The sequence below is a fragment of the Citrobacter sp. Cf116 genome (assembly GCF_030336505.1).
Lineage (GTDB): Bacteria > Pseudomonadota > Gammaproteobacteria > Enterobacterales > Enterobacteriaceae > Citrobacter > Citrobacter freundii.
Genome location: NZ_JAOWEQ010000037.1, coordinates 643,966 through 655,554, shown reverse-complemented (window position 1 = coordinate 655,554; position 11,589 = coordinate 643,966). Strand labels below are relative to the sequence as shown.

The 11,589-nt window shown below is 54.5% G+C and carries 12 protein-coding genes; 7 read left to right on the top strand and 5 right to left on the bottom strand.

All coding sequences use genetic code 11. From position 1 onward, the window contains the following. The first annotated feature begins 4 nt into the window (after positions 1–4). The 7 genes from ihfA to selO all read left to right on the top strand — a co-directional run bounded on the left by ihfA (position 5) and on the right by selO (position 5,875). Positions 5–304 (top strand): integration host factor subunit alpha, encoded by a 300-nt coding sequence (ihfA, locus tag OGV74_RS12525; protein ID WP_003030571.1) that lies wholly within the window; start codon positions 5–7, stop codon positions 302–304. Between the two features lie 153 nt (positions 305–457). After that, positions 458–1,438: a vitamin B12 ABC transporter permease BtuC gene (gene btuC / locus OGV74_RS12520; protein ID WP_049003453.1), complete on the top strand. Its 981-nt coding sequence runs from the start codon at positions 458–460 to the stop codon at positions 1,436–1,438. A 60-nt stretch (positions 1,439–1,498) separates the two neighbouring features. After that, positions 1,499–2,050, top strand: a complete 552-nt coding sequence (locus tag OGV74_RS12515) for a glutathione peroxidase (RefSeq protein ID WP_003030569.1) — start codon at positions 1,499–1,501, stop codon at positions 2,048–2,050. Further along, complete coding sequence (gene btuD, locus OGV74_RS12510) at positions 2,050–2,799, top strand: vitamin B12 ABC transporter ATP-binding protein BtuD (RefSeq protein ID WP_003030567.1); 750 nt, start codon at positions 2,050–2,052, stop codon at positions 2,797–2,799. Before OGV74_RS12515 ends, btuD begins: the two co-directional genes overlap by 1 nt. Positions 2,800–2,876: 77 nt before the next feature. Continuing rightward, positions 2,877–3,341 (top strand): NlpC/P60 family protein, encoded by a 465-nt coding sequence (locus OGV74_RS12505; RefSeq protein WP_003836644.1) that lies wholly within the window; start codon positions 2,877–2,879, stop codon positions 3,339–3,341. A 316-nt stretch (positions 3,342–3,657) separates the two neighbouring features. Further along, positions 3,658–4,371 carry an EAL domain-containing protein gene (locus OGV74_RS12500; protein ID WP_286520884.1) on the top strand — a complete coding sequence of 238 codons (714 nt, stop codon included), beginning with the start codon at positions 3,658–3,660 and terminating at the stop codon, positions 4,369–4,371. A 61-nt stretch (positions 4,372–4,432) separates the two neighbouring features. After that, positions 4,433–5,875, top strand: coding sequence for a protein adenylyltransferase SelO (gene selO, locus OGV74_RS12495; RefSeq protein ID WP_086504239.1), 1,443 nt, complete (start codon positions 4,433–4,435; stop codon positions 5,873–5,875). On the opposite strand, the gene OGV74_RS12490 is transcribed toward selO, so the two are convergent. Genes OGV74_RS12490 through OGV74_RS12470 form a run of 5 tightly spaced genes read right to left on the bottom strand, consistent with a single transcriptional unit; the run spans position 5,872 to position 11,515 of the window. After that, positions 5,872–6,651 (bottom strand): heme ABC transporter ATP-binding protein, encoded by a 780-nt coding sequence (locus OGV74_RS12490; protein WP_086504238.1) that lies wholly within the window; start codon positions 6,649–6,651, stop codon positions 5,872–5,874. The genes selO and OGV74_RS12490 overlap by 4 nt on opposite strands. Further along, positions 6,644–7,636, bottom strand: a complete 993-nt coding sequence (locus OGV74_RS12485; RefSeq protein WP_061550014.1) for a FecCD family ABC transporter permease — start codon at positions 7,634–7,636, stop codon at positions 6,644–6,646. The genes OGV74_RS12490 and OGV74_RS12485 overlap by 8 nt, the downstream gene beginning before the upstream one ends. Beyond that, positions 7,636–8,457, bottom strand: coding sequence for a heme/hemin ABC transporter substrate-binding protein (locus OGV74_RS12480; RefSeq protein WP_003843463.1), 822 nt, complete (start codon positions 8,455–8,457; stop codon positions 7,636–7,638). Before OGV74_RS12480 ends, OGV74_RS12485 begins: the two co-directional genes overlap by 1 nt. After that, positions 8,454–9,485: a hematinate-forming heme oxygenase ChuS gene (gene chuS / locus OGV74_RS12475; RefSeq protein ID WP_032949139.1), complete on the bottom strand. Its 1,032-nt coding sequence runs from the start codon at positions 9,483–9,485 to the stop codon at positions 8,454–8,456. The genes OGV74_RS12480 and chuS overlap by 4 nt, the downstream gene beginning before the upstream one ends. A 47-nt stretch (positions 9,486–9,532) precedes the next feature. Next, complete coding sequence (locus OGV74_RS12470) at positions 9,533–11,515, bottom strand: TonB-dependent hemoglobin/transferrin/lactoferrin family receptor (RefSeq protein WP_086504237.1); 1,983 nt, start codon at positions 11,513–11,515, stop codon at positions 9,533–9,535. Positions 11,516–11,589: the final 74 nt, after the last annotated feature.

Genomic DNA, 11,589 nt, shown 5'->3' with positions numbered 1-11,589 from the left:
ACCTATGGCGCTTACAAAAGCTGAAATGTCAGAATATCTGTTTGATAAGCTTGGGCTTAGCAAGCGGGATGCCAAAGAACTGGTCGAGCTGTTTTTCGAAGAGATCCGTCGTGCTCTGGAAAATGGTGAGCAGGTAAAACTCTCTGGTTTTGGTAACTTCGATCTGCGTGATAAGAATCAACGTCCGGGCCGTAACCCGAAAACGGGCGAAGATATTCCCATTACAGCACGGCGCGTGGTGACCTTCAGACCTGGACAGAAGTTAAAAAGCCGGGTCGAAAACGCAACGCCCAAAGAAGAGTGATTTAACGATCCGTTAAGTCACTTGCTCTGCCACCAAAGCGGCAGCGCAAACCATGATATATAACTAAAAAGGCCGCTCTGCGGCCTTTTTCCTTTTCACTACCGAATCAGCACCGTAGAATCACCTTCATCTCTTTTCAGCAGAATGGAAAACATGCTGACTTTCGCCCATCAACAGCAGCGTCGAAATGTGCGCTGGATACTGTCACTGTCAGTACTTATGCTACTGGCAACGATTCTAAGCTTGTGCGCAGGAGAACAATGGATCGCTCCCGGCGACTGGTTCAGCGCCCGCGGCGATCTGTTCGTCTGGCAAATCCGACTTCCCCGTACCCTTGCCGTTTTGCTGGTAGGCGCTGCGTTGGCCTTATCAGGCGCAGTGATGCAAGCTCTCTTTGAAAATCCGCTCGCCGAGCCGGGATTATTAGGCGTGTCTAACGGCGCGGGAGTCGGGCTCATCGCGGCGGTGCTGCTGGGGCAGGGGCAACTTCCCGGCTGGGCATTGGGCCTTTGCGCCATTGCCGGGGCGCTGATTATCACGCTCATACTGCTACGTTTCGCCCGCCGCCATTTGTCTACCAGCCGTCTGCTGCTGGCAGGGGTGGCGCTGGGGATTATCTGTAGCGCGCTGATGACATGGGCCATCTACTTCTCCACCTCATTTGACTTACGACAGCTGATGTACTGGATGATGGGGGGCTTCGGTGGCGTAGACTGGCATCAGGCCTGGCTCATGATAGCGTTGATTCCGGTACTGGTGTGGATCTGCTGTCAGTCGCAGCCGATGAATATGCTGGCATTAGGAGAGACGTCTGCTCGTCAGCTGGGGCTGCCCCTATGGTTCTGGCGCAACCTGCTGGTGGTCGCCACGGGCTGGATGGTCGGCGTGAGCGTGGCTCTGGCAGGGGCGATTGGTTTTATTGGGCTTGTGATCCCGCATATTTTGCGACTGTGCGGCCTCACCGATCACCGTGTTTTATTGCCAGGTTGTGCGTTGGCTGGTGCAATCGCATTACTGTTTGCTGATGTTGTCGCGCGTCTGGTGCTGGCCTCGGCTGAGTTACCTATCGGCGTGGTGACGGCCACCATGGGCGCACCGGTATTTATCTGGCTATTGTTAAAAGCCGCGCGCTAGAACGCGTTGGTTCGGTCTATGATTAAACACTGAAAATCCACCTGTTGTTCTGGAGATGCTATGCAAAACACTATCCTCGATACAGAAGTGACGACCATCGACGGCGAGGTTACCTCACTGCAGCCGTATTCCGGAAATGTGCTGTTAATCGTCAACGTTGCTTCAAAATGTGGACTGACGCCGCAGTACGAGCAACTGGAGAATCTGCAGAAAACCTGGCACCAACAGGGCTTCAGCGTTCTTGGTTTCCCTTGCAATCAGTTTCTGGGCCAGGAGCCGGGCAGCGAAGAGGAAATAAAAACGTACTGCAGTACCACCTGGGGCGTAACTTTCCCGATGTTCAGCAAAATTGACGTCAACGGCGAGGGACGCCATCCGCTGTATCAGAAGCTGATTGATGCCGCGCCAACGGCCGTTGCACCTGCGGACAGTGGGTTCTATGAGCGAATGGCGAGCAAAGGTCGTGCGCCGCTCTACCCGGACGATATTCTGTGGAATTTCGAGAAGTTTTTAGTGGGGCGCGATGGAAAAGTGCTGCAACGATTCTCACCGGATATGACGCCTGAGGATCCCATTCTGGTGCAAACCATCAAGCAGGCGCTGGCAAACTAATGTCTCGATTGATGCAGCTACAGGACGTCGCGGAATCGACCCGTCTTGGCCCGCTTTCTGGTGAGATAAAAGCAGGAGAGATCCTGCATTTAGTGGGACCAAACGGTGCCGGAAAAAGTACGCTGTTGGCGCGTATGGCGGGTCTGACGAACGGAGAGGGCAGCATCACTTTTGGTGATATGCCGTTGGAGGAATGGCCGGCTGCCAGGCTGGCGCAATATCGTGCCTATCTTGCGCAACAGCAAAATCCCCCGTTTGCGATGCCGGTCTGGCATTTTCTGACGCTGCATCAACCCGACAAAGCACGTACCGATCTGTTACAGGAGGTCGCCGATGCGCTCGGCCTGGGAGATAAACTGGGGCGCGGCGTGAACCAACTCTCCGGCGGTGAGTGGCAGCGTGTGCGCCTGGCTGCGGTTATCCTGCAGATTTGCCCACAAGCGAATCCATTAGGTCAGCTTTTACTCCTGGATGAGCCGATGAACAGTCTGGACGTCGCGCAACAAAACGCACTGGATCGATTGTTGAGTCAGCTGTGTTTGCAGGGCATAGCGATTGTGATGAGCAGTCACGACCTTAATCACACCTTACGCCATGCGCATAAAGCCTGGCTACTCAAACGCGGGAAACTGCTTGCCAGTGGTTCTCGAGATGCGGTACTGACGCCGGCTAATCTGTCTGCGGCCTATGGCGTCAACTTCCGACGTTTGGATATTGAAGGGCACAGAATGCTCATATCAACCACTTAAGTTAAATGGGTTCTTGAAAATCATATAATTTCCACGCTAAATTGGTATAAAAATAAAATTCAGAGGATTCGTACTGAATGCGCTTTTGGCTCCTTTTAATCACAGCATTGTTTTTGGCGGGCTGCAGCAGCCATCGTGCGCCTGCGCCAAATGCCCGCTTGTCGGATTCAATCGCCGTTATCGCCGGTCTTAATGATCAGCTACAAACCTGGCATGGCACACCCTATCGTTATGGTGGTATGAGTCGTAGCGGGGTGGATTGTTCTGGATTTGTTTTGATGACGATGCGCGATAAATTCGATCTGCAACTCCCACGCGATACGCGTACGCAATCAAAGATTGGTACCGAAATTGATAAAGACGATTTGCTGCCCGGCGATCTGGTTTTCTTTAAAACCGGGTCTGGGGAAAGCGGTCTGCATGTCGGTATTTACGATACCAATAATCAATTTATTCATGCTTCAACCAGCCGTGGAGTGATGCGCTCGTCTCTGGATAACGTTTACTGGCGTAAAAACTTTTGGCAGGCGCGACGTATTTAATCCCCACAACTCCGAGGCTGCCATCGAGTGGCAGCCTCGACATCACCGTTTGAAAGTTAACTTTTATTTCTGCTTTGGGTTAGACAATACCCATGAACATTAAGAGCGTATCTTGCTAAAAATATGATTTATTCCGAGATATTAAAAAGTGCAAAGCTGGATATTCGCTTATAATCAGGATAAGCTAAAAAAAAGGATTCGATTTACCGGCTAAAAAGGGAAAAATGAAAGGGCCTCTACTTGCATCAGCAGTAACGTATTTCTTCATCCTTTGCTACAGGATGCCGGATAACACCCATGCAGCGGGGCTGGCACGATGATTGTTTCACTGGATAATCTTTACCATTCTGAGTTCTCTTTTCTTCCTGCGAGAAGCGAAAAAGGCGATCTTGAATTCGTCGACATCATCACCAATTTCGCCAGTGCACATGGGGATGTGCGTATACCCACCGAGCTGGTCCTACCTCGGATGTCAGACGACGAACAATGTCGTTTATTTGTAGAAAAACTAGAATTAATCGAAACGTGCCAACATTTTTTTATTCAGCGAAAAGGATTTGCCTGGATTAATTTAACGCCAGCAATTGCTAATACTTTATTATCAGATACTGAACTTGCTTCACAAGTTGAACGATTTTCATTTCTGGAGCTGACTATTAATGAAAGCTATCCGGAGTTAAACAAAGGCAAAGATAATCCAACATTGGCCGCACTTGCTGCGCGATTTCCATTAGCCCTGACAAACTATGGTGCTGGCGGTATATCAACCCGGGCAATTTTTGACGGCCTGTTCAAACGCGTCGTTCTGGATAAAAACTTTGTTCAACAAAGGATTGCACATATTTCGTTTGAACCGTTTATGCGGGCTATTCTGGCGCAACTATCTCCCAGCTGTGAGTCAATAATCATTAGCGGAATTGATACACAAGAGATGCTGGAGCGCGTTTTGCCTGTGGGATTCAGTGCCATGCAGGGAGGATTGTGGCCTGCAGTGCCTCCTGCGCAGATAATTTCGCTTGCTAAGATATAACCCTTTTATTTGCTGGTGTTTAACAGGCTATTAACAGTCTACACTAGAGGCAGGAGGCCCTATGACCCTGTCTTTTACCACTCGCTGGCGTGATGAACTACCAGCAACTTATACCGCGCTTTCACCCACCCCTTTGAAAAATGCGCGCCTTATCTGGCATAACGATGCGCTGGCGGAGCAATTAGCTATTCCTGCGGCGCTATTTGATATTCCAACTGGTGCGGGCGTTTGGGGAGGCGAATCGCTGCTTCCCGGAATGTCGCCTTTAGCCCAGGTTTATAGTGGGCATCAGTTCGGCGTCTGGGCTGGTCAGCTTGGCGACGGACGTGGGATCCTGCTGGGCGAACAACAGCTCGCGGATGGTTCAACGTTTGACTGGCACCTGAAAGGCGCCGGACTCACGCCGTATTCCCGCATGGGTGATGGGCGCGCCGTGCTGCGCTCGACCATTCGCGAAAGCCTTGCTAGTGAAGCGATGCACTACCTGGGAATACCGACCACGCGGGCATTGTCGATTGTCACCAGCGACACGCCGGTGTATCGCGAAACGGTCGAAGCGGGGGCGATGCTTATCCGCGTGGCGCAAAGCCATATGCGGTTTGGCCATTTTGAGCATTTTTACTATCGCCGGGAGCCGGAAAAAGTGCGCCAGTTGGCTGACTTTGTGATTTGCCATTACTGGCCGCAATGGCAGGAAGACGCCGATAAATATCAGCTGTGGTTTAACGATGTTGTCACGCGTACTGCGACGTTAATCGCTGACTGGCAGGCGGTAGGATTTGCGCATGGTGTTATGAACACGGACAACATGTCGATTCTGGGTCTGACGATGGATTACGGTCCATTCGGTTTTCTTGATGATTACGTGCCCGATTATATCTGCAACCACTCTGACAACCAGGGGCGATACAGTTTCGATAATCAACCGGCCGCCGCGTTGTGGAACCTGCAACGTCTGGCGCAAACCCTGTCGCCGTTTATCCCGGTCGAGGCGCTCAATGATGCGCTGGACAGTTACCAGCTGGCGCTGTTAACTCGCTACGGTCAGCGGATGCGGCAAAAGCTCGGCTTCTTTAGCGAGCAGACAGACGATAACGAACTGCTTAGCGAGCTGTTTAGTCTGATGTCGCGGGAAAGAAGCGACTATACGCGAACGTTTCGCATGCTCAGCCAAACGGAACAACACAGTGCGCAATCTCCGTTGCGCGATGAGTTTATCGACCGCGCAGCGTTTGACGACTGGTTCACGCGGTATCGCTCGCGCCTTCAGCAAGACAATATTGCCGATGCTGTCAGACAAACCCAGATGAAGGCGGCTAACCCGGCGATGGTATTACGTAACTGGCTGGCGCAACGGGCGATTAGTCAGGCAGAACAGGGGGATTACGCCGAGCTGCATCGGTTGCACCAGGCGTTGCGTACCCCGTTTGCCGATCGTGATGATGACTATGTCAGCCGTCCACCTGACTGGGGCAAACGGCTGGAAGTGAGTTGTTCAAGCTAAGGGGCCAGAAATACCTGCGGGGAGGCGTTGGCCGGATGCTGGCCAACGTGTACCTGAGCACCGTACCAGCGCTTCAGGTCATCGGCTTGTAACACAGTTTCCGGTGTTCCCTGCGATACCAGCCTGCCGTTGTGCAGCAGCACTATTCTGTCTGCCCACAGTGCGGCGAGGTTCAGATCGTGAAGCACAATGCACACATGCAGCTCTCCCGAAGAGGTAAGCGTTTTTAGCATGCGCAACAGATGCTGCTGGTGGTAAAGATCGAGCGCGGAGGTCGGTTCATCAAGGAATAACCAACCGTGAGGCGCACCGTCGCACCAGAGTTGTGCCAGCGCACGGGCTAACTGTACTCGCTGTTGCTCGCCGCCGGAAAGCGCGGCGTATTGCCGACCCGCCAACGGTGTGCATCCGGTCATTTCCATCACCTGAGCGATAAGCCGGGGCTCCTGCTGTTGGGTCCACGGCGCGCGGCCCATCGCGATGACGGCCTCTACCGGCCAGTCGAATCCCAACTGTGTTTGCTGGCGCATTACTGCCCGATGCCGCGACAGGGTCTGGGTAGGCCATTCCTCCAGCGGTTTGTCTGCCAGCACGCAGCGCCCGGTTGCTGGTTTGAGAAAACCGGTCAGCAGGCGCAGCAGGGTGGATTTTCCCGCACCGTTTGGGCCGATGAGCGCAACCAGTTCACCTCTTGTAAGGGCGAGCGATACGTCGTCAATCACCGGTCTGCCAGCTACGTGATAGCGAAGCCTTTCAGCGATGAAATGTTCAGCCATGCGCTCCTCGCTGACGAAAAATAAGCCATAAAAACCACGGTGCGCCGAGAAGACTGGTCAACAGACCGACCGGCATCTCCGCAGGCGCAACCGCCGTACGAGCCAGGGTGTCGGCAATCAGCAATAAAAACGCGCCCGCCAGCACGGAACCCGGAATAACGGCCCGATGGTCTGAGCCGAGCCACATACGTATTAAATGTGGGATTACCAACCCGATAAAGCCAATCACCCCGCTTACCGCCACGGCTGAGGCAACCAGTAATGCGCTACAAAGCAGCAAAATACGCTGGATTGTACGTACATCAACGCCGAGATAATGCGCCTCTTCCTCACCCAGTTGCAGAAGATTCAGCGCCGGAGCAAGTCGCCAGATGATCAGCACTGTCGGGATTGTCAGTGAAGTGACAGCCAACAGCGTGGACCACTGTGCGGCCCCCAGACTTCCCATTCCCCATAGCGACAGCTGGCGCAGTTGCGCATCATTACTGACCCACGACAGTACGCCAACCGCCGCCCCGCAGAGCGCGTTGATGGCAATGCCGACCAGCAGCAGGCGGGAGAGCGAACCGTCGCGCTGTTGGCTGAGGATAAAAATCACTACGGTTGCCGCCAGCGCGCCGAAAAAAGCGGCCAGCATTGGAGCATACAACATCATCAGCGCGGGCAAAGAGACAGGCAGCACCACCCACAGGGCCACAGCGCAGGCAGCGCCGCTGCTTATTCCCAGTAATCCAGGGTCTGCAAGCGGATTGCGAAACAGCCCCTGCATCACGCAGCCAGCGAGCGCCAGAGAGCCGCCAATCACCAGTGCCAGCAGGACGCGGGGAAGACGAATCGTGATCCAGATTTGACGCAGTGCCTCATCGCCATCACGCCAGAGCAGACTTACCGGCAGGCGCAACGCGCCAAAACCGGTAGCCAGAACCGTCATTGCAACCAGCATCAATGCCAACATCCACAACGAACAGGTGATCCGCCGGGACATCAGGGCAATTGCTCCGCTTTAGCACGAAGCTGCAAAATAGCCTGTGGCGTGCGAACGCTGAAGCCCAACAGCGCCATATCGTCAACCTGCAATACCTGTTTATTCCTTCCGGCAGGTGTTTGCGCAAGTCCCGGTAGCGCCCACAGATTATCTTCGCCACCCATCGCCTTAACGCCGTCCTGCGAAATCACCACCAGATCGGGCTGGCTGGCAATGACGCCTTCTTGTGACAGCGGCTGATAGCGATTAACGCCCTGCATCGCGTTGCGTAGACCTGCGGCACGAATCGCCGCATCGGCTCCGGTTTGCTGGCCCGCCGCCATCGCGGTCATCCCGCCATGATTGAGAATAAACAGCACACGTTTATTAAGTTCAGACGACGGGAGCGTCGCCAGTTCCTGACGTAACGTTGCGCGCAGCGTTTCGCCGTCGGCCTCCCGATGAGTAGCCTCAGCGATAACCCGAACTTTTTCATCAATCGCGTTAAGATCGTTGCTTGCTGGGATCGTGACAACCCTGACGTTGCTCTGCTCAAGCTGTTTTAGCGCTAAAGAGGGCTGTGCCTGCGCGCTGGCAAGGACCAGCGTAGGGCGGGTAGCCAGGATCCCTTCGGCGTTGAGCTGGCGCAAATAACCAACATCAGGTAACGCGGTTGCCGCAACAGGCCACTGGCTGGTGCTGTCTCTCGCTACAAGGGAGGGTTGTGCTCCCAGTGCGTAGACAATCTCGGTGACATCGCCACCGAGCGCAACAACCCGTTCCTCGGGCGCAGCCAGCGCCGCGAAGGGCAGCAGCGCGATCAGGGCCAGCAGTTTTTTCATGCGGCCAGTCCTTTCGGCGTCAGTGCGTCAATCTGTGCGCGCCATTGCGTCTGCTCCGGCTCGCCTTCCGTACGTTGACCATACAGCTGGGCGATTTGCGTGCCGTCGGCAGCAAACAGCTCCAGACTGGTGACGTGACCATCGGCGGTCGGTTTACGCGTCACCCACGTTTCTGCCACGCTCTCTTCCAGTAGATGCAGGGTAAAGGTTGGGTTGAAGATGTTCAGCCAGCCTTTCATCGGTACCAGTTTTTCAATCACGCCGGTAAATATCTGTACACAGCCGCGATTACCCACAAAAACCATAATTTCGTTGCCATCCTGACGCGCGGAGTCGAGTAATTGCGCCAGTGCGCTATTAGAAACCTTACAGGCCAGATCGTCGCCAACCAGATTAAACGCCTGTTGACGGGTGAGATCGTGGCGTTTCAGCAGACCGAAGAACTGATGTACATCGGTCATGGCTCGCCACTCTTGATCAACAGTCTGTGCGTCGACAGTGACGGCGGCAGGCACAGAATTGTTGACGGGTTGCAGCACCAGCGGCGGGTTTTCTGCAAAGATGAAACGGGTCAGCAACGCCGCCCATTCCTCAACGAGGGTATTTTGTGTGGTATAGACCTTCAGCAGTGCGTCTCCCTGATGGTCAAAGAACTGAATGCTCTGACGCTCGCCGTGGGCGGTGGTCTCACTGATATGAAAAGCGCTTGCCCACTGATTGAGGAACAGGCGCAGGTCGAGGGCACGCGGATTAAGAACCAGCCCGGCATGGCCGTTCAGGTGCTGATTGGTAAAAGCGCCAACCTGTTCATGCACCGCATATTCGTTGCGGCAAATGCATTTGGTTTCACCTACGGCTTCCAGTGCGCCGAGGATTTCGCGGACTTCGCCACGTAAGCGCCAGGCGTCATGGCCGACGCGCGCAAAGGTCAGTTCGGCTTCACTAATATTCATCAACCCTGCAATGTCGCGTGCGTATTTGCCGGGATTTTCTTTCTTCAGTTCCAGCCAGCGTGTGTAATGATTCATTGTCTCTTCCTTCCAGATTGCGGCCCCGGCGAACCGGGGAAAAGTGATTACCACTGATAACTCACGAAAATTTTGCCATTACGACCATCCTGCGGAATGCCTTGCGGCGACCAGTACTCTTTGTCAAAGGCGTTGCCCAGTACCAGCGTGGTGGTCATGCCTTTCAGTGCTTGTTGGCCCTGATAGCTCACGTAAAAATCGTTTACCGCATAGCCAGGCTGTTTAGTGTAGGTGCTGCTGATATGCGTTGAACGGTCAGCAAATGTCCCGATCCAGCCTACGGAGAAACCGCTGTGCGCAACCGGCACATTCAGTTTGCTGGTGACGGTGTCCGGGTTAATGCTGGAAATGTATTCACCTGTGTCAGTATCTTTGCCGCGTGTGCGGTTATAGGCCATGTCGAGGCTGAACAGGTCGGCGGTATATTTCGCCATCACGTCCCAACCCCAGATTTTGGCATTGGGAACGTTATAGGACATGGTTGTCGCAGCGGCAAAGTCAACGCTGGTGGAGATGTAATCTTTTGCTTTGGTATCGAAATAGCTGGCTTTAAATTCGAGCGCATCGCTCGCCATCAGCAGATCGTCAAAGCGCAGGCCAAATCCGTATTCCTGTGTTTCGTTGGTTTCCGGGCGCAGGTTAGGGTTTGGCACCCAGTAGTTAGTGTAGAAACGACCAATCGAGAAGTGTTTCGCATCGTTATACATCTCGCCCATGGTTGGCGCACGGAAGGCCTGAGCGTATGAACCGAACAGCATCAGCCAGTCGACTGGCGTAACGGTGAGTCCGGCGCGGGACGACCATTTGTCAGCATCAACATCTTCATAGCCGTCGCTGCTGCCGCGATAAGAGTCATAACGGGTACCGCCCAGCAGCGTAACCGGCAGGTCACGCAGGGTGATTTCATCCTGTAGCCAGCCGGAGCTGAAATCGATCTTTGCTTCCGGGAAACCGGTGGTTGAACCACCCGGTTGTTGTTCCTGGCGATAGTATTCACCGCCGTAGGTCAACAGGTGAGATGCAAAAGAGTCGGTAAACAGGCGGCTGCGGTTGTCGATCTTCCCGCCTTTGGTGGTTTGCTTGCGAAATTCGCCAGTGTTATCTGCGTTCTGAGCATTAATGCGCGCTTCGGACCAGTAGATACGGGCATCCGCGTTCAGCCAGTCATTGTCTGCCGGAGCGAGCGAGTAGGTCAGTTGCGCATCACGCTGGATCGTTGAACGGTTGGTCATCGGGTTGCTGGCATCCGCCACACTGGTCTGCGGGTTTTTAGGTTCCCGGGCGTCATTGTTGTAGTAACGCAGCGAGCCGGCCAACGTCTGGGCGCTGTCAATTTTCCAGCTACCTTTCGCCAGCATATTGTTAATTGCTTCATCATTCGGCGCAGTAGTACCGTCACTCTGGCGTAAATCACCGCGATCGCGGCTGGACCAGGCAAGCAGTCCGTCCAGCGTATCGGTGCGCCCAAATGCGCTGGCGCCCATACCGAGGCTGTGATCGCCGGTTGCCGCGGTACCGAACACGCGGTAACCACTGTTTTGTCCGGCTTCCAGCAGATCTTTGGCATCCGCAGTGTCATAGGCGATCACGCCGCCCAGCGCGCCGCTACCGTACAGTAGTGCGGAAGGGCCACGCACGACTTCGATACGTTTGATAAGCGCCGGGTCGAGGAAGGTGCTGTTCAGGTGTCCGGTGTCAGTTCCCTGACGAACGCCGTCAACCAGTACCAGAACGCCACGTCGATCGTAGCCGCGCAGATTCACGTCCTGGCCGTTGGTACGACCCGTTCCATCGAGGGTTAGACCCGGAACCGTCCGCAACAGATCGGCTGCCGAACTGGCGGTCTGGTTTTCCGGGGCGGTGGCATCAATCACGCTGACCATCATCGGCGCTTCAAAGGCACTACGGGCATTGCCGGTGGCGGTGACGGTCATATCTTCGACCGCCGCATAGGCTACGGCGGGCAGGTTACTGACAATCGCCAGCGCCAACAGCGATGGGCGCAGGGAAGCGGTGTGCAGGTAAGGCATAGCAACTCTCCATTAGGAAATCGAAAAGCGCTGGCTGCCTGGGTATGACCTGGGTGGCTGGCGAAATGTGTTGT

Bases quoted from the DNA above. Each gene is read 5' to 3' on its own strand.
- ihfA (WP_003030571.1), top strand. From the start codon at position 5: ATGGCGCTTACAAAAGCTGAAATGTCAGAATATCTGTTTGATAAGCTT.
- btuC (WP_049003453.1), top strand. From the start codon at position 458: ATGCTGACTTTCGCCCATCAACAGCAGCGTCGAAATGTGCGCTGGATA.
- OGV74_RS12515 (WP_003030569.1), top strand. From the start codon at position 1,499: ATGCAAAACACTATCCTCGATACAGAAGTGACGACCATCGACGGCGAG.
- btuD (WP_003030567.1), top strand. From the start codon at position 2,050: ATGTCTCGATTGATGCAGCTACAGGACGTCGCGGAATCGACCCGTCTT.
- OGV74_RS12505 (WP_003836644.1), top strand. From the start codon at position 2,877: ATGCGCTTTTGGCTCCTTTTAATCACAGCATTGTTTTTGGCGGGCTGC.
- OGV74_RS12500 (WP_286520884.1), top strand. From the start codon at position 3,658: ATGATTGTTTCACTGGATAATCTTTACCATTCTGAGTTCTCTTTTCTT.
- selO (WP_086504239.1), top strand. From the start codon at position 4,433: ATGACCCTGTCTTTTACCACTCGCTGGCGTGATGAACTACCAGCAACT.
- OGV74_RS12490 (WP_086504238.1), bottom strand. From the start codon at position 6,651: ATGGCTGAACATTTCATCGCTGAAAGGCTTCGCTATCACGTAGCTGGC.
- OGV74_RS12485 (WP_061550014.1), bottom strand. From the start codon at position 7,636: ATGTCCCGGCGGATCACCTGTTCGTTGTGGATGTTGGCATTGATGCTG.
- OGV74_RS12480 (WP_003843463.1), bottom strand. From the start codon at position 8,457: ATGAAAAAACTGCTGGCCCTGATCGCGCTGCTGCCCTTCGCGGCGCTG.
- chuS (WP_032949139.1), bottom strand. From the start codon at position 9,485: ATGAATCATTACACACGCTGGCTGGAACTGAAGAAAGAAAATCCCGGC.
- OGV74_RS12470 (WP_086504237.1), bottom strand. From the start codon at position 11,515: ATGCCTTACCTGCACACCGCTTCCCTGCGCCCATCGCTGTTGGCGCTG.